Source organism: Streptomyces sp. UC4497 (assembly GCF_054871485.1).
Genome location: NZ_JBTYHB010000006.1, coordinates 54592 through 73463, shown reverse-complemented (window position 1 = coordinate 73463; position 18872 = coordinate 54592). Strand labels below are relative to the sequence as shown.

Here is an 18872-nt window from a genome sequence, read left to right as displayed (position 1 = left end):
GTACTACACCCCGGCGCCGACCCGTGGCTCATCGAGCACCGGCGACCGCTCCTTGATCGGCAGGATCCGGGCCAGCCAACCGGACCGGCCCGCGGCCAGCGGCCCGAGGACCGCGAGCAGCAGCACGTACCCCGCGATGAACGGCGAGAGCCGCTCGTCGAGCCCGGCGGCCGCGGCCATCGTGGCGAGGATCAGCGCGAACTCGCCGCGCGCGAGCAGCGTGGTCGAGATGTTCGCGGCGGGCCCGGCCCCGAATCCGTAGATCTTCGCCGCCCCGAGTCCCGCGAGCACGTTCATGACGAGCGTCAGCGCGACCGCCGCGAGCACCGGCCACAGCACGCTCGGCAGGTCACCGGGGTCGATGGAGAGACCGAACCCGAAGAAGAAGATCGCGCCGAAGGCGTCCCGCAGCGGGTGCACCAGCTTCATGATCCGCTCGCCGGAGGCGGTGGACCCGAGCATCAGGCCGACCATGAACGCCCCGATGGCGTCGGCGACGCCGAACCACTCGGAGACCCCGGCCACGAACACCGCGGCACCGAGGAAGGAGATGACGAGGAGCTCGTCGTCCTTGGTGTTGAACAGCTTGCCGACGAGCCGCGTGCCGAAGCGCGCCGCGAGGGCGAGCAGCAGCAGGAACCCGAAGGCCTTGCCGCCGTCGAGCACGGCCGCCGACAGCGAGTCCGCCCCGGACAGGATCGGCTGCAACGCGGCCAGATACAGGGCGAGGAAGATGTCCTCGACCACGATGATCCCGAGGATCGGCTTGGTCTCGGGATTCCCGAGCCGGCCGGTGTCGACAAGGACCTTGGTGACGATCGCGGACGACGAGATGCCGAGCACCCCGGCGAGGACCAGAGCCTCGGATGTGCCCCAGCCGAGGGCGAATCCGAAACCGAGGCCGGCGCCGACGTTCAGCGCGAGGTACGTCCCGCCGGCGAGGGCCATCTTGCGGCCGCCCGTCTTCAGGTCGTCCATGTGGAACTCGAGGCCGAGATAGAAGAGCAGAAGTACGAGGCCGAGCGCGGAGAGCATCTCCAGGTCGTGCGGGTCGGAGAGCAGCACGACGCCCGGCGTGTGGGGGCCGAGCAGGATCCCGGCCAGGATGAACAGGGGAATGGTGGGGAGGCCTATCCGCCCTCCCAGGCGGGCGAGGACGGCGGCCGCGAGAAAGGCGCCGCCCATGGCGATCAAGGTGTCTGCGTGTCCGATGGGCCCGTTCCTCCTTGGTCTTGAAGCCGTACGTAAAGGTCGAGGGGTCGACCAGAGGCTTTGGTCAAGAGAGCGTCAAGAAAACGTCAATACTTAGCTTACCAAAGGACCTGTGGGCCCAGTCCTGAGCCGTGTGAGAGGGTCGGCGGCATGCTCACGCTGAAGGAAGTCGAGGCCCTCGCGCGCCAGGCCCACCAAGGCCAGAAGGACAAGGCGGGCCGCCCGTACGCGGAGCATCTGGCGGCCGTGGCCGAGGGCACGCGCGCCAGGGGAGGCGACGATGCCCAGATCGCCGCGGCATGGCTGCACGACGCGATCGAGGACGACGCGCTCACGCAGGAGTGGCTGGACGCGGCCCCGCTCCCGGCGGAGACGAAGGCGGTCGTCCGCGCGCTGACCAAGCGCAAGGGCGAGCCCCCGGAGGCGTACGCGCGGCGCATCCTCGCCACCCCCGGCGCCCGCCTGGTCAAGGAGGCGGACCTGGCCCACAACGCGGATCCGGGCCGCCTCGCCGTCCTCGACGAGCCGACCCGGAATCGACTGACACAGAAGTACGCGACGATGCGCGCGCTGCTGGGGCTTGCCTGATTTTTACGGCCGTAAAGCCGTAACGGCCCTACGGCAGGATCGAGTCCACGTAACCGCCGTCCACCCGCAGCGCGCCGCCCGTCGTGGCGCTGGAGAGGTCGGATGCCAGGTAGACCACCATGTTCGCGATCTCCTCGGGCTCGATGAGCCGTTGCAGCAGGGACTGCGGGCGGTGCTCGCGCATGAAGGCGCGCTGTGCCTCGTCCCAGGGCAGGGAGCGGTCGACCAGCTCGTAGACGAAGTCCTCGACGCCGCCCGTGTGGGTGGGGCCGGCGATGACGGAGTTGACGGTCACGCCGCTGCCTGCGGCCTGCTTCGCGAAGCCGCGGCTCACCGAGAGCAGCGCTGTCTTGGACATCCCGTAGTGGATCATCTCGGCGGGGATCACGACGGCCGAGTCGCTGGCGATGTTCTGGATCCGGCCCCAGCCGCGCTCGGTCATGTCGGGCAGATAGTGGCGGATCAGCCGGACCGCGGCCAGCACGTTGACCTCGAAGTAGCGGCGCCACTCGGCGTCGGTGATCTCCAGCGGGTCGGCGGAGCCGAAGATGCCCAGGTTGTTGACCAGGATGTCGATGTGGGGGAGCGCCTCGGCGGCGTCCCGCAGGCCGTCCTCCGTGGTGACGTCGGCGGCGACCGGCACCAGGTCCGCGTCGGGTACCTCGGCGCGGATGCGGGAGACGGCCTCGTCCACGCGCTCCCGCGTCCGGCCGTTGACGCCGACGCGGGCCCCGGACCGGGCCAGGCCCGTCGCGATGGCGGCGCCGATGCCCTGGGTGGATCCGGTGACCAGGGCGGTGCGTCCCGTCAGATCGATCTGCATGAGGCCGGGCTCCTCGTGGTTCGGGTAAGGGCGGGCGAGTTGGGTTCCCGTCCCACCCTTACCCGAACCACGTCAGGCGCGCTGCCTGGCCCGTGCCGTCTCGGTGGCGTCCTTCTTGAACGCCCACGGCATCTTCGGCTCCATGGCGAAACGGAACGCCCGCTGCACCGGTGGCGTGCACAGGGCGGTGACGACCGCGCCGGCGATGAGCGTGACGGCGACCTCGCCGTACGGGGTGTGGGTCCAGTCCGCGTCGAACCAGCCCCAGAACCGGGAGCCCTTCGCCAGGAACCCGTGCAGCAGATAGCCGTACAGCGTCCCGGCGCCGAGCACTGTGAACCACATCTTGCGGCCCGGCACCCACGCGAAGAAGCACGCGGTGAGCACGATCGAGCAGCCGAACAGGGCGAGCGTCATGACGACGCCGACCCACCACGGAACGCCCAGCTCCTGCGCGCTGTCGCGGTGGTAGAACCACACCGACGTCATACGCGGAGCCGACCAGTAGGCGAGCAGGAAGGCGCACGCCGCGATCGGCAGGGACAGGATCCGCACCTCGCGGCGCCGCACGAGCTGGAAGTGCTCGGGCTTCAGGAACAGGCCGAGCACGAAGAACGGCAGGAACTGCAGTACGCGCTGGAGGTCCAGGTCGTCGCCGATGTCGGGGGAGACCGAGGCGAGCACGGCGATCGCGATGGAGAGCGGGATCGGCCAGCGGACGACCTTCCACAGCGGCGTGGTGAGCCGCCAGACGAAGAGCGCGACGAGGAACCAGGTCAGAAACCATGGGTCGAGCAGGCTGATCGGATGGCCGGGATCGTTGTCCGCGTACTTCTTGAAGATGCTGTACGCGACCTCGAAGATCACGTACGGCACGGCGACGCCGGTGATGAGGCGCCGCAGCCGGTCGGGCCGCATGTCGAAGCTGCGCGAGAAATAGCCGGAGATGATGATGAACGCCGGCATGTGGAACGTGTAGACGATCTCGTACAGCGCTTCGGCGGTACGGCTGCCGTCCGTCAGCGGTTCCCAGGAGTGGCCCATCGCGACGAAGACGATGGCCAGGTATTTGGCGTTGTCGAAGAACGCGTCGCGCTGCTTGGGCTTGGGGGAGTCGGCCGGAGCGGTGGCCGGTTTCTGCTGGGGCCGGGGAGCGGCTTCCGCGGCCGGCCGCGCGGTCGGTGGGAGCGGGGTGCGGTGCGAGCCCTGCGGGTGCAGCGAGTTGGTCACAGGCCCTCCCACCAGGAACTCGGGGAGATCGTGGGGGGCCGCACTGCGCCGGTGGGGATGATGGCAGTGTGGAACATCTGAGGCACCTTAGTGGGGCCCCTGTGATTTCGTAAAACCATCAACTCGTTTCCTCCTTGGTGTTTCCAGGTACCCCGTTTGTGCGGAAGTTGACATGGAGTTTGTGCGGTTGTGCCCCACTGGTTTGCCCGCCCCTGGTGAAATGACCGATTCGTCCCGTACGGCTTGGTCAGTAATTGGACATCGCATTTCCTTGATTTTCCTGTGTGCAAACCAAGGGGAAACTGAGAGAAAGCCTGCAGGTCGTGGTGGTGGCGGGCGCGTGGGGCGGCCGGGACGATAGAAACGATCAAGCCGAAACCAGCCGGTACGTGGCCGACGATGCGTCACGGGCCGCATAGGGGTGCCGTGTTGGTGGCACGATGGTTCTGGCGGGGGGTGGGGCTGTACCCCCCGGGCCGGGAGAGCGGACCGACCTAGGGTGTGATCAGTGTGGCCATTTCGCTGTCAGTGGTGCTGTTGTTGGCGATCGTCCTCGTCGTCCTCATGCGCGGCGGCTCGCTCAAAGCGGGACCCGCCATAGTGGCGGTGCTCTTCGGCTTCTTCCTCGCATCGACCGGAATGGCGCCTGCGATCAACAACTTCCTCAACTCGGTCGCGGACAGCATCAGCGCGATCAATTTCTGAGGCGGCGGCCAGGACGCCCCGGCTGAGGTCCGCGAAAAAGCCTCCGGCCCGGTCCACGAGGAGTGGATCCGGGCCGGAGGCTTTTCACGAGAGCGGGCGACGGGAATCGAACCCGCGTAGCTAGTTTGGAAGACTAGGGCTCTACCATTGAGCTACGCCCGCACGGCTGCACCGCAGGTCGGTGACCGCGGCACGCAGGCATCGTAGCGGGTCGAGGGCGCCGAGTGCACACCCTCTTTCCCATGGCCCGCAGCGCGGGAGCCGCACGGCCTGCAGGCATGTACCCTACGTGTCGCACCGACGGGGTGTGGCGCAGCTTGGTAGCGCGTCCGCTTTGGGAGCGGAAGGCCGTGGGTTCAAATCCCGCCACCCCGACCAGCGTTCGGGCGCAGGCCGCGAGGCCGCCCCGGGGTTCTCCAAGATCGCATTGTGGGTCCGCAGCGGCGTGCCGTTACTATGCAAGCTGCATGCCCGTGTGTCTCTAAAGCCGGGCACGATCCCAGAAGTCAGCCCCCAAGGAGACCCACCGTGAAGAGCGCCGTCGAGACCCTGAACCCGACCCGGGTTCGGCTCAGCATTGAGGTGCCCTTCGAGGAGCTCAAGGACAGCCTCGACGCGGCGTACAAGAAGATCAACCAGCAGGTCACGGTGAAGGGCTTCCGCAAGGGCAAGATCCCGGCCCGCGTCATCGACCAGCGCTTCGGCCGCGGTGCGGTCCTCGAAGAGGCTGTCAACGACGCGCTCCCGAAGTTCTACACCGAGGCCGTCAACGAGGCGGAGCTCAACGTCCTCGGTCAGCCCGAGGTCGACATCACGGACCTGAAGGACGGCGAGACGCTGAACTTCACCGCTGAGGTCGACGTCCGCCCGACGATCGAGATCCCGGACTACTCCGGCATCGAGGTCGAGGTCGACGCCACCGAGGTCACCGAAGAGGACGTCGACAAGGCCGTCGAGCAGCTGCGCGACCGCTTCGCCTCCACCGCGCCGGTCGAGCGCGCCGCCGAGGACGGCGACGTCGTGACGATCGACCTGGAGGCCAAGGTCGAGGGCGAGGTCCTCGAGGACGGCGTCGCCTCCGGCGTCTCGTACACCATCGGCTCGGGCGAGCTCCTCGACGGCATCGACGACGCCGTCAAGGGCCTGGAGGCCGGTGGCGAGGCCACCTTCACCTCCGAGCTCAAGGGCGGCTCCGCCGAGGGCAAGGACGCCGAGGTCACCGTCAAGGTGAGCCAGGTCGCCAAGCGCGAACTGCCGGAGCTGGACGACGAGTTCGCGCAGCTCGCCTCCGAGTTCGACACCCTCGACGAGCTGAAGGCCGACAGCCGCAAGCGCCTCGAGAACCAGAAGCTGAACGACCAGGCCACGCAGGCCCAGGAGCGCGTCCTGGAGAAGCTGCTCGAGCTGGTCGAGGTTCCCGTCCCGGAGAAGCTGCTCGAGGACGAGGTCCAGACCCGCAAGCACAACCTCGAGAACCACCAGCTCGCCCAGATGGGCCTGAACCTCGAGAAGTTCCTCGAGATCCAGGGCAAGACGGTCGAGGAGTTCGACGCCGAGACGAGCGAGCAGGCCGTCAAGGGCATCAAGACGCAGTTCGTCCTCGACGAGCTCGTCAACAAGGAGAAGCTGAACGTCAGCCAGGAGGAGCTCACCGAGCACCTCATGCGCCGCGCCGCTTCCTCCGGCATGTCCCCCGACCAGTTCGCCCAGGCCGTCGTCGAGGGTGGCCAGGTCCCGATGCTCGTCGGCGAGGTCGCCCGCGGAAAGGCCCTTGCCACGGTCGTCGAGGCCGCCACGGTCAAGGACACCAACGGCGAGATCGTCGACCTCTCGGACGACGAGGAGGAGACGGAGGAGGCCGCGGAGGCCGCCGCCGAGTCCACCGAGGCCGCCGAGGCCGAGAACAAGTAAGCGCTCCGCTCAGGAACGTGACTGAGGCCCCCGGAACCGTGCGGTTCCGGGGGCCTCAGTGCCCCGTAGGGGCGCGGGGAACTGCGCGCCCAGCCCCGGTGGGGCGCAAGACGCGTCGTGCCTGAGCTTCTGTGGCCGCCTGCGGTCATGCGCGGGGATTGCGCAGTTCCCCGCGCCCCTAGGGAGCCGTGCCCAGCCTCCCGGAACAGGAGCGGAGCGTACCTGCGCTCACAGCGAACAGTTCCACTCGCGGGATTCCCCGGAGGGGGCCGCGCGTTAGGGTCCATGAAGAGGAGGGCAGGGGAGTCGCGAGCGTGACCCCCGGCCCCAGCTAAAGACGCGAGACGGCGCGTAGCCGTCAGAGACGAGCAGGTGGATCCGTGACGAATCTGATGCCTTCCGCCGCAGGCGAGCCGTCCATCGGTGGTGGCCTCGGCGACCATGTCTACAACCGGCTGCTCGGCGAGCGCATCGTCTTCCTCGGCCAGCAGGTCGACGACGACATCGCGAACAAGATCACCGCACAGATGCTGCTCCTTGCCGCAGACCCGGACAAGGACATCTTCCTGTACATCAACAGCCCCGGCGGCTCGGTGACGGCCGGCATGGCGATCTACGACACCATGCAGTACATCCCGAACGACGTCGTCACCATCGGCATGGGTATGGCCGCCTCCATGGGCCAGTTCCTGCTGACCGGCGGCTCGGCGGGCAAGCGCTTCGCGCTGCCGCACACCGACATCCTGATGCACCAGGGCTCCGCCGGCATCGGCGGTACCGCTTCGGACGTGAAGATCCAGGCCGAGTACCTGCTGCGCACGAAGAAGCGCATGGCCGAGATCACCGCGCGCCACTCGGGCCAGAGTGTCGAGACGATCATCCGTGACGGTGACCGCGACCGCTGGTTCACCACCGAGGAGGCCAAGGAGTACGGCCTCATCGACGAGATCATCACTGCCGCTACGGGCGTTCCGGGCGGCGGCGGCACCGGCGCCTGATCCTCGCGATCACGTCGGCACAGCCAGCCAAGCCCACCTTCACCAGGACGGAACACCGACCATGAACAACTTCCCCGGCAGCGGCCTGTACACGGGCCCCCAGGTCGACAACCGCTACGTGGTGCCGCGCTTCGTCGAGCGCACCTCGCAGGGCGTGCGCGAGTACGACCCGTACGCGAAGCTCTTCGAGGAGCGCATCATCTTCCTCGGCGTGCAGATCGACGACGCGTCGGCCAACGACGTCATGGCGCAGCTGCTGTGCCTGGAGTCGATGGACCCGGACCGCGACATCTCCATCTACATCAACAGCCCCGGCGGCTCGTTCACGGCCCTCACGGCCATCTACGACACGATGCAGTTCGTGAAGCCGGACATCCAGACGGTCTGCATGGGCCAGGCCGCCTCCGCGGCCGCCGTCCTGCTGGCCGCCGGCACCCCGGGCAAGCGCATGGCGCTGACCAACGCGCGCGTGCTGATCCACCAGCCCTCCGGCGGCACCGGCCGTGAGCAGCTCTCCGACCTGGAGATCGCGGCCAACGAGATCATGCGTATGCGTGCTCAGCTGGAAGACATGCTGGCCAAGCACTCGACGACGCCGATCGAGAAGATCCGCGACGACATCGAGCGCGACAAGATCCTCACGGCCGAGGACGCGCTCGCGTACGGCCTGGTCGACCAGGTCGTCTCGACGCGCAAGATGAACAACGAGGCGATCGCGTAGTAGGCGCTGTATCGTCTGCCGTCCCCTTGGCACGGTCCACGTCAAAGTGAACCGTGCCAAGGGGGGCCCGAACGGGGGGCCCGGCAAGGTACCGTCGGATACAGGCACCAGGAGCCGCTGAACGTGGCGTCTCCCAGGCGAAGGGGAAGCACCTCGTGGCACGCATCGGTGACGGCGGCGATCTGCTCAAGTGCTCGTTCTGCGGAAAGAGTCAGAAGCAGGTCAAGAAGCTCATCGCAGGCCCCGGTGTGTACATCTGCGACGAGTGCATCGACCTCTGCAACGAGATCATCGAGGAAGAGCTCGCGGAGACGAGCGAAGTGCGCTGGGAGGAACTGCCCAAGCCGCGCGAGATCTACGAGTTCCTCGAGAGCTACGTCGTAGGACAGGAAGCCGCCAAGAAGGCCCTGTCCGTCGCGGTGTACAACCACTACAAGCGCGTCCAGGCCGGCGAGAACGGCGGGGCGAACGGGCGGGACGACGCGATCGAGCTCGCGAAGTCCAACATCCTGCTCCTCGGCCCGACCGGCTCCGGCAAGACGCTCCTCGCACAGACGCTGGCGCGCATGCTCAACGTCCCGTTCGCCATCGCCGACGCGACGGCGCTGACGGAGGCGGGCTACGTCGGCGAGGACGTCGAGAACATTCTGCTCAAGCTGATCCAGGCGGCCGACTACGACGTCAAGAAGGCCGAGACCGGGATCATCTACATCGACGAGATCGACAAGGTCGCCCGCAAGTCGGAGAACCCGTCGATCACGCGTGATGTGAGCGGTGAGGGTGTGCAGCAGGCGCTCCTCAAGATCCTTGAGGGGACCAGCGCCTCGGTGCCGCCGCAGGGCGGACGCAAGCACCCGCACCAGGAGTTCATCCAGATCGACACGACGAACGTGCTGTTCATCGTGGGCGGCGCGTTCTCCGGTCTCGAGAAGATCATCGAGTCGCGGGCGGGCGCCAAGGGCATCGGCTTCGGCGCGACCCTGCACTCCAAGCGCGAGCTCGACGAGAAGGACCAGTTCCAGGAGGTCATGCCGGAGGACCTGGTGAAGTTCGGGATGATCCCGGAGTTCATCGGCCGGCTCCCGGTCATCACCGCGGTCCAGAACCTCGACCGCGAGGCGCTGCTCCAGATCCTCGTCGAGCCGAAGAACGCTCTGGTCAAGCAGTACGAGCGGCTCTTCGAACTCGACGGTGTGGAGCTGGACTTCGAGCGCGAGGCGCTCGAGGCCATCGCCGACCAGGCGATCCTGCGCCGCACCGGCGCGCGAGGGCTGCGCGCCATCATGGAGGAGGTCCTCCAGTCGGTGATGTACGAGGTCCCGTCCCGCAAGGACGTGGCCCGCGTCGTCATCACTGCGGACGCCGTCCACTCGAACGTGAACCCGACGCTGATCCCGCGCGACGCCCGTGGTGGCGGCAGCGGCGAGCAGAAGTCGGCGTAGCGGCACACCAGTCGGCACGAGTAGGGCCCCGGTCGGATCTCCGACCGGGGCCCTACTCATGCGCGTTCCCGCCGTCAGGACTTGACGCGTACCTCGTTGCGCAGCTTCGCCGTCGTGTCGGCCGCCTCGCTCAGCGGCTGCTCCTTCTTCGAGATGATGGCGCCGCTGTCGGAGTACACGATGTACGTGACCGTGCTGTGGTCACCCCAGATGCACATCGGCATCTTGAAGCTCGACGGCACACCCGCGGTGGATGAACTGCCTCCGGGCATCTCGTACTTGGCGTTCTGGCACTTCAGGACGCCGTTCTTGAAGCCGGCCGGCTCGAACTTCTGGGGCGCGCCCTCGAAGGAGACCTTGGCGCCGCTCGCGCCGCCGGCCTCTTCCTTGGACTTCTTCTCCATCTCGGTGAACATCGAGTCGACGACCTTCTCCGGGTCCTCGATCTTGCCGTACACGCCACCGAAGTTGATCGCCTTGACCGAGGTGCCGGAGCCCGCCTTGTAGCTGGCGTTCACGCTCTTGGGGTCGGTCACGCCCCACTTCTTGGCCTCCTCCAGGTCGCTGTCGCTGAAGGTGCCGCTGCTGGAGGTGTTCGAGGTGCTCTTCTGGTACTCGCCGAGGACCGTCGACGGCGTCGTCAGCTTGTGCTGGCCGTCGTCCGCCACGGAACTGCCGCCGCCACTGCCGCTGTCACCGCCGAAGATGAAGTAGCCCCCCACCCCGAGAGCCGCCACCACGACGACCGCGCCGAGCACGATGCCCAGCACCTTCTTGTTGCCGCCCCCGCCGGTGGGCGGCTGCTGCGGGTACTGGCCGTACGGAGCCTGCTGCGGCTGACCGTATGGGCCCGGCTGCTGGGGCTGGCCGTAACCGCCGGGCGCCTGCTGCGGCGGCTGGCCGTACGGGCCCGGCGGCTGCTGGGGCGGAACGCCCTGGGGTGCCTGCTGGGGCGGCTGCTGCGGGTAACCGTAGCCGGGCTGCGGCGCCTGCTGCGGCTGGCCGTACGGACCCGGCTGCTGCGGCTGACCGTAGGGTCCAGGCTGCTGGGGCTGCTGGCCGTAGGGTCCCGGCTGCTGGGGCGGCTGGTTCCCATAGGGGCCCGGCTGGTTGTGGCTCATTACTCGCGTTCCCTCCCGTTGCTTATGTGCTGCCGACATCCTGACGTACGTGGGTGCGATCCGTTCCACCGGATTCGGTTTCAGTACGAGCTTGTAACCCCTCTAAACTGGCTCCGTGACCGAGAACTCTCAGCAGCAGACCCCAGCGCCCACCTCCGAACTGCCGACCCAGTACGCGCCGGCCGAAGTAGAGGGGCCGCTGTACGAGCGCTGGGTAGAGCGCGGTTACTTCGATGCCGATCCCAAGAGCGAGAAGCCGCCGTACACGATCGTCATCCCGCCGCCGAACGTCACGGGCTCCCTGCACCTGGGCCACGCCTTCGAGCACACGCTGATCGACGCCCTCACCCGCCGCAAGCGCATGCAGGGCTACGAGACGCTGTGGCAGCCCGGCATGGACCACGCCGGCATCGCCACGCAGAACGTGGTGGAGCGCGAACTCGCCAAGGAGGGCCTGTCCCGGCACGACCTGGGCCGTGAGGCGTTCGTCGAGCGCGTCTGGCAGTGGAAGGCCGAGTCCGGCGGCCAGATCGCCGGTCAGATGCGCCGCCTGGGCAACGGTGTGGCGTGGAGCCGCGACCGCTTCACGATGGACGAGGGACTGTCCCGCGCGGTCCAGACCGTCTTCAAGAAGATGTTCGACGACGGCCTGATCTACCGCGCCGAGCGCATCAGCAACTGGTGCCCGCGCTGCCTGACGGCCATCTCGGACATCGAGGTGGACTACCAGGACGACGACGGCGAGCTCGTCTCCATGAAGTACGGCGAGGGCGAGGACACCATCGTCGTCGCGACGACACGCGCCGAGACGATGCTGGGCGACACCGCGGTCGCCGTGCACCCGGACGACGAGCGGTACGCGCACCTGATCGGCAAGCAGATCAAGCTGCCGCTGACCGGGCGCACGATCCCCGTCGTCGCGGACACGCACGTCGACCCGGAGTTCGGCACCGGCGCCGTCAAGGTGACCCCCGCCCACGACCCGAACGACTTCGCGATCGGCCAGCGCCACGACCTCGAGGCGCTCGAAGTCCTGGACGAGCGCGGCGTCATCACCGCCCACGGCCCCTTCGAGGGCCTCGACCGCTTCGAGGCGCGCTCCGCGATCGTCGCCGCGCTGCGGGCCGAGGGCCGGATCGTCGCCGAGAAGCGGCCGTACGTGCACTCGGTCGGACACTGCTCGCGGTGCAAGACGACGCTGGAGCCGAGGCTCTCGCTGCAGTGGTGGGTGAAGGTCGAGACGCTCGCCAAGGCCGCGGGCGACGCGGTCCGCGACGGCCGGGTGAACATCCACCCCGCCGACCTGTCGCAGCGCTACTTCGACTGGGTCGACAACCTCAACGACTGGTGCATCTCGCGCCAGTTGTGGTGGGGCCACCGCATCCCCGTCTGGCACGGCCCGAACGGCGAGACCGTCTGCGTCGGCCCCGACGAGCAGGCGCCGAGCGGCGAGGGCTGGCACCAGGACACCGACGTCCTGGACACCTGGTTCTCGTCCGGCCTGTGGCCCTTCTCCACGCTGGGCTGGCCGGAGCAGACCGAGGACCTGGCCAAGTTCTATCCGAACTCGGCCCTGGTCACCGGCTACGACCTGATGTTCTTCTGGGTCGCCCGGATGATGATGTTCGGCCTGTACGCGATGGACGGCGAGATCCCCTTCAAGACCATCGCGTTCCACGGCATGGTCCGTGACGAGCACGGCAAGAAGATGTCGAAGTCCTTCGGCAACGCGGTCAACCCGCTGGACTGGATGGACACCTACGGCTCCGACGCGCTGCGGTTCACGCTCGCGCGCGGCGCCAACCCCGGTATCGACGTCCCGATCGGCGAGGACTGGGTCCAGGCGTCCCGCAACTTCGCCAACAAGATCTGGAACGCGACGCGCTTCGCGCTCATGAACGGCGCGACCGTCGAGGGCCCGCTGCCGGAGCCGTCCGAGATGACGGCGACGGACCGCTGGATCCTGTCGCGCCTCAACAAGACGGTTGCCGAGGTCGACGCGTTCTACGACGACTACCAGTTCGCGAAGCTCTCCGACGCGCTCTACCACTTCGCGTGGGACGAGGTCTTCGACTGGTACGTCGAGCTGTCGAAGACGACGTTCATGGCGGGCGGCGAGCCGGCGAAGGTGTCGAGCCGGGTCCTCGGCGAGGTCCTGGACGTCATGCTGCGCCTGCTGCACCCGGTGGTCCCGTTCGTCACCGAGACGCTGTGGACGACGCTCACGGGCGGCGAGTCCGTGGTCATCGCCGACTGGCCCAAGGACAGCGGCTTCCGCGACGAGGCCGCCGAGCAGGAGATCGCGACGCTCCAGCAGGTCGTCACCGAGGTCCGCCGCTTCAAGGGCGACCAGGGCCTCAAGGCGGGCCAGCGCGTCCCGGCGCGCCTCTCCCTGGACGGCACCGCGCTCGCCGCGCACGAGCCGGCGATCCGCCAGCTGCTCAAGCTGCAGCCGGAGGGCGAGGGCTTCGCGGCCACCGCCACGCTGCCGGTCGCGGGCGCCGAGGTGGCGCTCGACCTGTCCGGCGCGATCGACGTGGCGGCGGAGCGCAAGCGCCTCGCCAAGGACCTCGCCGCCGCAGAGAAGGACAAGGCGCAGTCCGAGGGCAAGCTGGGCAACGAGGCGTTCCTCGCCAAGGCCCCGGACCACGTGGTCGACAAGATCAAGGGCCGCCTCGCCAAGGCGGACGAGGACATCGCCCGGATCCAGGCCCAGTTGGACCGGCTGCCGCAGGCCTGACCAGCGGTCCACGAAGGCCCCGGAACCCGCTCTCGGGTCCGGGGCCTTCGTGCTGCCCGGCGCGCCGGATCAAGGTAAGAAAGGTGGCATACCGGGCGCAGGTACGCGGAGATGAGGCGCATGCACGACGAGGCCGACGGGGCGGCGGCGAGCGGGGCGGCGACGGGTGTCGCGGGCCGTCGCGCCGGCCGTCTCTGGTCGCGCCTGGAGCGCTGGCGCGGCACCCCGCACGCCGTCGACCTCGTCACGGCCGCCGGCTGCTTCGCCCTGATGGGCCTGGACATCCCCGGCCTGGCCAGGGCGGACAACGCGCTCAACGGGACGTCCGCCACGCTCGTGCTCGCCCTCGGCGCCGCGACGCTGCTGCTGCGCAGGCGCGAGCCGTGGGGGCCCTGGCTGTCGTTCGTCGTCGGGATGGCCTTCCTCGGCTGGCTGCACGATGTGACCCTGATCCAGTTCGCCCTGTACTCCGTGGCCCGCTACCGGGGCCGGGGCTCCGGCATCCTCGCCTGCGGCGCCTACCTCGTCTGGGCCTGCGCCGCGTTCGCGCTCTTCGAATGGCCCGCGTACCGGGGCGGCGAGAGCGTCAGCCAGTTCCTCGCCCTCGCCGTGCCCATAGGCGTGCTCGCCACCGGCGTCGGGATCGCCGCGCGCCGTATCGACCTCGTACGCGCCCTGGAGGCCAAGGGCGCCGAGACCGCGCTGCTCCAGGCCGTGCAGCAGGAGCGCTCCGACGTCGCGGGCGACGTGCACGACTTCGTGGGCCGCGAGCTGACGATGCTGTCGGTGCGGGCGGAGGTGCTGTCACGGCGGGCCCGCGGTGAGCACTGGGAGCAGGACTTCGACGAGCTGTCCGAGACGGCGCGGCGGGCGCACCTGCTGCTCAACGAGATCGTCGTGCGCCGCGGCAGCGGAGGCGGCGCCCCGACCCCCGGCCTCGACGCGCTGCCCAGGCTCGCCGAGGAGAGCGCGGCGGCCGGCAACGAGGTCACGGTCGACGTGGACGCCGCCGCCCGCGCCCAGTCCCCGCTGCGCCAGGCGGCGGTCTACCGCGTCGTCCAGGAGTGCCTCACGAACGCCGCGAAACACGCCCCTGGCCAGCCGGTGACCGTGACGGTATCGGTCTCGGCAAACCGCCTCCACGTCACGGTCACGAACCCGCTGCCGACACACATCCCAACGACCGCCCCCGTCTCAGCAGGCACCGGCACGGCCGGCATGTCAGAGCGGGTCGACTCCTTGGGCGGCACGTTCCGAGCAGGCCCGACGAACGCGGCCACATACGAGGTTGAAGCAACCTTCCCGGCAAGGACGTAGTGGGCTTCTTTAGGGGCGCGGGGAACTGCGCAAACCCCGGCGCGACAGTAGGTCGCCAAGCTCACCGAGCCCCTACGAAAATCAGGCGAGGGGGCGCAGCCCCTACGAACACCCGCCTAAGCCGCTGCAAGCATCCGCTGCAACCCATCAAAGTCGTCCACACACTTCCCGCACCCGAGCGCCACGCTGCCCAGCGGATCGTCCGCCACGAACACCGGAATCCCCGTGCCGGAGGCAATCCGCAGATCAAGACCCGGCAACAACGCACCCCCACCCGTCAACACGATCCCGTGCTCCATCACGTCCCCCGACAACTCCGGAGGACACTCCTCCAACGTCGCCTTCACCGCGGCGATCACCGACTCCACGGGCTCGTCCAGCGCCGCCCGCACCTCCCGCACCGTCAGCTCGACCGTCTTCGGCAGGCCCACCACCTTCTCCCGCCCCCGCACGGTGAACGCCCGCATCTCGAACGCGTCCTCACCCGGTACGGGCCACGCCGAGCCGATCGCGACCTTGATGTCCTCGGCCGTGCGCTCGCCGATCAGCAGCCCGTGCTCCTTGCGCACGTAGTCCGTGATCGCCTCGTCGAACCGGTCGCCACCGACCCGCAGCGACTGCGAAGTGACCACGCCGCCCAGCGAGATGACGGCCACCTCGCTCGTGCCGCCGCCGATGTCCACGACCATCGACCCGCGCGGATCGGAGACCGGGAGCCCCGCCCCGATCGCCGCCGCCATCGGCTCCTCGATCAGGTGCACGGCCTTCGCACCGGCCCGCTGCGCCGCGTGCTCGATGGCCCGCCGCTCCACGGGCGTGACCCCGCTCGGCACGCACACCACCATGCGCGTGCGGGGCCGCCGCCCCGGCACCGCCTTGCGGACGAAGTGCCGGATCATCGCCTCGGCCGCCTCGTAGTCGCTGATCACGCCGTCCCGCAGCGGCCGGATCGCGGTGATCGACCCCGGCGTGCGCCCGATGGTCTCCTTCGCCTCGCTGCCCACGGCGAGCACGTCACCGCGGCCACCGCCCTTGCCGGAGCCGCCCTTGCCGGAACCGGCCTTCACGGCGACGACCGAGGGTTCGTTCAGCACGATCCCCTGACCGCGCACGTAGAGAAGGGTGTTGGCGGTGCCGAGATCGATGCCTATGTCCATGATCAGCAAGTTTGCCGGGCGGAAGGACGTTCCGGAGGGACCAAGGTCCCGAAACGGACAGGCCCAAAGTCCCGAAACGGGACGTCGGGTGGCGTCGGGCGCGCTGTCGGTGGACCTCCGTAGACTGGCGTGCGTGAGTGACCTCCCCCCGCGCGACAGCAGCGACCCCGGCTTCCCCGACAACCCCGACGACGCCGACCAGTTCGAAGAGATCGTCGGCGAAGAGACCACCCGCGACCCCGACCTCGCGGTGATCGAGGCCGGCAGCCGCACCCTGCGCACCCAGTCCGCCCCGCCGCAGGGCGACGGCATCCCGGCCCGCCCGCAGGACCCCGAGGTGGAGAAGGCGCTGCGGGTGGTGGAGGCGGAGCTCGCCACCCGCTGGGGCGAGACGAAGCTCGAGCCCTCCGTCGACCGCATCGCGGCGCTGATGGACGTGCTGGGCGAGCCGCAGCGCGCGTACCCCTCGATCCACATCACGGGCACGAACGGCAAGACGTCCACGGCCCGCATGATCGAGGCCCTGCTCACGGCCTTCGACCTGCGCACCGGCCGGTACACCTCGCCGCACGTCCAGTCGATCACCGAGCGGATCAGCCTCGACGGCGCCCCGATCGACCACGAGCGCTTCATCGAGACGTACGACGACATCAAGCCGTACGTCGAGATGGTCGACGCCCGGCAGGAGTACCGCCTCTCGTTCTTCGAGGTGCTGACCGGCATGGCCTACGCGGCCTTCGCGGACGCCCCGGTGGACGTGGCGGTCGTCGAGGTCGGCATGGGCGGCAGCTGGGACGCGACGAACGTGATCGACGGATCGGTCGCGGTCATCACCCCCATCGACCTCGACCACACCGACCGGCTCGGTGAGACGCCCGGCGAGATCGCCGGCGAGAAGTCCGGGATCATCAAGCAGGACGCCTCCGTGATCATGGCGCAGCAGCCGGTGGACGCGGCGCAGGTGATCCTCAAGAAGGCCGTGGAGACGGACGCGACCGTGGCCCGCGAGGGCCTGGAGTTCGGCGTCGTACGCCGCGAGGTGGCCGTCGGCGGCCAGTTGGTGACCCTGCGCGGGCTCGGTGGCGAGTACGAGGACATCTTCCTGCCGCTGCACGGCGCGCACCAGGCGCACAACGCGGCGGTGGCGCTCTCCGCCGTCGAGGCGTTCTTCGGCATCGGCTCGCAGCACGCGCGCCCGCTCGACATCGACACCATCCGCACCGCGTTCGCCTCGGCCACGTCGCCGGGCCGCCTGGAGGTCGTGCGCCGTTCGCCGACGATCGTGCTCGACGCCGCGCACAACCCGGCGGGCGCGCGCGTCACCGCGGAGGCGATCGGCGAGGTCTTCGACTTCAGCCGCCTCATCGGTGTCGTGGGCGCCAGCGGCGACAAGAATGTACGGGGGCTCCTGGAGGCCTTCGAGCCGATCTTCGCGGAGGTCGTCGTCACGCAGAATTCCAGCCACCGGGCCATGGACGCCGACGAGTTGGCGGGCATCGCGGTGGAGGTCTTCGGCGACGAGCGCGTCCAGGTCGAGCCGCGCCTCGACGACGCGCTGGAGGCCGCGATCACGCTCGCCGAGGAAGAGGGCGAGTACGCGGGCGGGGGAGTGCTCGTCACCGGTTCCGTGATCACGGTCGGCGAAGCCCGGCTGCTCCTGGGGAAGGGCTGATCGCCGTGCGTATTCTCTGTTCCTCGACCCTGCTCGCCGAGTTCTTCGTCATCGGCTTCGCCGGGCTCGTCGCGATGAAGGACCCCGATCTGTCGGCCACCCTGGTGTGGACGGTGAGCGGCGTCGCGATGCTGCTCAGCGTGCTGCTGTGCGGCATGGTGACGCGGCCGGGCGGCGTGCAGCTCGGCTGGGCGCTGCAGATCGCCCTGATCATCAGTGGCTTCTTCGTCCCGGTCATGTTCTTCCTCGGCGCCTGCTTCGCGGGCCTGTGGTGGGCCTCGGTCCACTTCGGCCGCAAGGTCGACGAGGCGAAGGCGCGGTGGGCCGCGCAGGCGGAGGCGTAGGAGGGGGCGGGCGCGGTGCCGCCCGCCCGCCTGCCGGGCCGGTGGTCACGCCCTGTAACCTCGGGCGTCACCGCACATCTAGGCCTACAAGGAGTCCCGCGAATGACCCAGCGCACGCTCGTCCTGCTCAAGCCCGACGCCGTCCGCCGCGGCCTGATCGGCGAGATCATCGGCCGCATCGAGCGCAAGGCCGGCTGGACGATCAGCGCGCTCGAACTGCGCAGCCTGAGCCAGGAGACGCTGGAGGCGCACTACGGCGAGCACAAGGGCAAGCCGTTCTACGAGCCGCTGGTCGACTTCATGTCCTCGGGACCTGTGGTCGCGCTGGTCGTCGAGGGTGAGCGCGTGATCGACGGCGTACGCCAGCTGGCCGGTCCCACGGACCCGATCGCCGCCGCGCCCGGTTCGATCCGTGGTGACTTCGGCACCATCGTTCGTGAGAACCTGATCCATGCCTCCGACTCCGAGGAGTCGGCGGCGCGCGAGCTGAAGCTTTTCTTCCCGGATTTCGCGTAACGGGATGAAGGGTCGGAAATCCGGTCTTCTCGTATTCCGGACTTCGGCCCACTCGCGTGAGACACCCGGTGTCCGCTCCATGAGACCGGCGAGTTCGTTTTCTGATGCCGCGTCAGTCACGGAGCGCCACTGACCAGGAGCGGCCCGAGAATTCGGGCCGCTCTTTTGCATATGCGGCCCAATTGGGGGAACGCACTCCTCCGTCGGGACGTCCCCATTAGCGGGGCGGGGACTCCCATGCTGACAATGGCGAAGACCCTCGCGCCGTGATCGTGCAGGCGAGACTACGATGGAGCCTCCACGCCACACCGCGTCCACCTCTCGCCTACCTGACAAGCCATCAAACGCTCCACTTGGGAAGGCCAGACGAATCCT

General features: G+C 68.8%; 16 protein-coding genes and 2 tRNA genes. 12 read left to right on the top strand and 6 right to left on the bottom strand.

What is annotated here, in order from left to right; all coding sequences use genetic code 11:
- Positions 1 to 3: 3 nt before the first annotated feature.
- On the bottom strand, positions 4 to 1185 hold the full coding sequence (locus ACYSUO_RS10835) for a cation:proton antiporter (protein ID WP_461775848.1): 1182 nt from the start codon (positions 1183 to 1185) through the stop codon (positions 4 to 6).
- Positions 1186 to 1362: 177 nt separating this feature from the next.
- Here ACYSUO_RS10835 and ACYSUO_RS10830 point away from each other — a divergent pair, with 177 nt between their 5' ends.
- A complete protein-coding gene (locus ACYSUO_RS10830) occupies positions 1363 to 1800 on the top strand; it encodes an HD domain-containing protein (protein WP_461775847.1) in 438 nt (145 codons plus the stop codon).
- Positions 1801 to 1828: 28 nt separating this feature from the next.
- On the opposite strand, the gene ACYSUO_RS10825 is transcribed toward ACYSUO_RS10830, so the two are convergent.
- Both ACYSUO_RS10825 and ACYSUO_RS10820 read right to left on the bottom strand, forming a co-directional pair.
- Positions 1829 to 2623: an SDR family NAD(P)-dependent oxidoreductase gene (locus ACYSUO_RS10825; protein WP_461775846.1), complete on the bottom strand. Its 795-nt coding sequence runs from the start codon at positions 2621 to 2623 to the stop codon at positions 1829 to 1831.
- A gap of 72 nt (positions 2624 to 2695) precedes the next feature.
- Positions 2696 to 3853, bottom strand: a complete 1158-nt coding sequence (locus ACYSUO_RS10820; protein WP_461775845.1) for an acyltransferase family protein — start codon at positions 3851 to 3853, stop codon at positions 2696 to 2698.
- 510 nt (positions 3854 to 4363) lie between these two features.
- On the opposite strand from ACYSUO_RS10820, the gene ACYSUO_RS10815 reads away from it, so the two are divergent.
- On the top strand, positions 4364 to 4558 hold the full coding sequence (locus tag ACYSUO_RS10815) for a hypothetical protein (RefSeq protein WP_461775844.1): 195 nt from the start codon (positions 4364 to 4366) through the stop codon (positions 4556 to 4558).
- Between the two features lie 91 nt (positions 4559 to 4649).
- Here the strand turns inward: ACYSUO_RS10815 and ACYSUO_RS10810 are convergent.
- Positions 4650 to 4720 (bottom strand) — tRNA-Gly (locus tag ACYSUO_RS10810).
- A 139-nt stretch (positions 4721 to 4859) separates the two neighbouring features.
- Here ACYSUO_RS10810 and ACYSUO_RS10805 point away from each other — a divergent pair.
- The 5 genes from ACYSUO_RS10805 (at position 4860) to clpX (ending at position 9630) form a co-directional block, all read left to right on the top strand.
- Positions 4860 to 4936, top strand: a tRNA-Pro gene (locus ACYSUO_RS10805).
- Between the two features lie 150 nt (positions 4937 to 5086).
- A complete protein-coding gene (gene tig / locus ACYSUO_RS10800; RefSeq protein ID WP_461775843.1) occupies positions 5087 to 6469 on the top strand; it encodes a trigger factor in 1383 nt (460 codons plus the stop codon).
- Between the two features lie 392 nt (positions 6470 to 6861).
- The gene (locus tag ACYSUO_RS10795) at positions 6862 to 7467 is read left to right on the top strand and encodes an ATP-dependent Clp protease proteolytic subunit (RefSeq protein WP_266725478.1); all 606 of its coding nucleotides are present in this window, start codon (positions 6862 to 6864) and stop codon (positions 7465 to 7467) included.
- Positions 7468 to 7528: 61 nt separating this feature from the next.
- Positions 7529 to 8188, top strand: coding sequence for an ATP-dependent Clp protease proteolytic subunit (locus tag ACYSUO_RS10790; RefSeq protein ID WP_326022560.1), 660 nt, complete (start codon positions 7529 to 7531; stop codon positions 8186 to 8188).
- 155 nt (positions 8189 to 8343) lie between these two features.
- Positions 8344 to 9630 carry an ATP-dependent Clp protease ATP-binding subunit ClpX gene (gene clpX / locus ACYSUO_RS10785; protein ID WP_426903647.1) on the top strand — a complete coding sequence of 429 codons (1287 nt, stop codon included), beginning with the start codon at positions 8344 to 8346 and terminating at the stop codon, positions 9628 to 9630.
- A 74-nt stretch (positions 9631 to 9704) separates the two neighbouring features.
- On the opposite strand, the gene ACYSUO_RS10780 is transcribed toward clpX, so the two are convergent.
- Positions 9705 to 10751 (bottom strand): hypothetical protein, encoded by a 1047-nt coding sequence (locus tag ACYSUO_RS10780; RefSeq protein ID WP_461775842.1) that lies wholly within the window; start codon positions 10749 to 10751, stop codon positions 9705 to 9707.
- A gap of 115 nt (positions 10752 to 10866) precedes the next feature.
- Here ACYSUO_RS10780 and ACYSUO_RS10775 point away from each other — a divergent pair, with 115 nt between their 5' ends.
- Positions 10867 to 13491, top strand: coding sequence for a valine--tRNA ligase (locus ACYSUO_RS10775; RefSeq protein ID WP_461775841.1), 2625 nt, complete (start codon positions 10867 to 10869; stop codon positions 13489 to 13491).
- Between the two features lie 111 nt (positions 13492 to 13602).
- Entirely contained in the window at positions 13603 to 14808 is a 1206-nt protein-coding gene (locus ACYSUO_RS10770) for a sensor histidine kinase (RefSeq protein ID WP_461775840.1), read from the top strand.
- A 116-nt stretch (positions 14809 to 14924) separates the two neighbouring features.
- On the opposite strand, the gene ACYSUO_RS10765 is transcribed toward ACYSUO_RS10770, so the two are convergent.
- The gene (locus ACYSUO_RS10765; protein WP_461775839.1) at positions 14925 to 15965 is read right to left on the bottom strand and encodes a rod shape-determining protein; all 1041 of its coding nucleotides are present in this window, start codon (positions 15963 to 15965) and stop codon (positions 14925 to 14927) included.
- 133 nt (positions 15966 to 16098) lie between these two features.
- Here ACYSUO_RS10765 and folC point away from each other — a divergent pair, with 133 nt between their 5' ends.
- From folC to ndk, 3 genes are all read left to right on the top strand, one after another.
- Positions 16099 to 17637 carry a bifunctional tetrahydrofolate synthase/dihydrofolate synthase gene (gene folC, locus ACYSUO_RS10760; RefSeq protein WP_461775838.1) on the top strand — a complete coding sequence of 513 codons (1539 nt, stop codon included), beginning with the start codon at positions 16099 to 16101 and terminating at the stop codon, positions 17635 to 17637.
- Between the two features lie 5 nt (positions 17638 to 17642).
- A complete protein-coding gene (locus ACYSUO_RS10755; RefSeq protein ID WP_461775837.1) occupies positions 17643 to 17981 on the top strand; it encodes a DUF4233 domain-containing protein in 339 nt (112 codons plus the stop codon).
- Positions 17982 to 18083: 102 nt separating this feature from the next.
- Complete coding sequence (gene ndk / locus ACYSUO_RS10750) at positions 18084 to 18497, top strand: nucleoside-diphosphate kinase (RefSeq protein ID WP_461775836.1); 414 nt, start codon at positions 18084 to 18086, stop codon at positions 18495 to 18497.
- Positions 18498 to 18872: the final 375 nt, after the last annotated feature.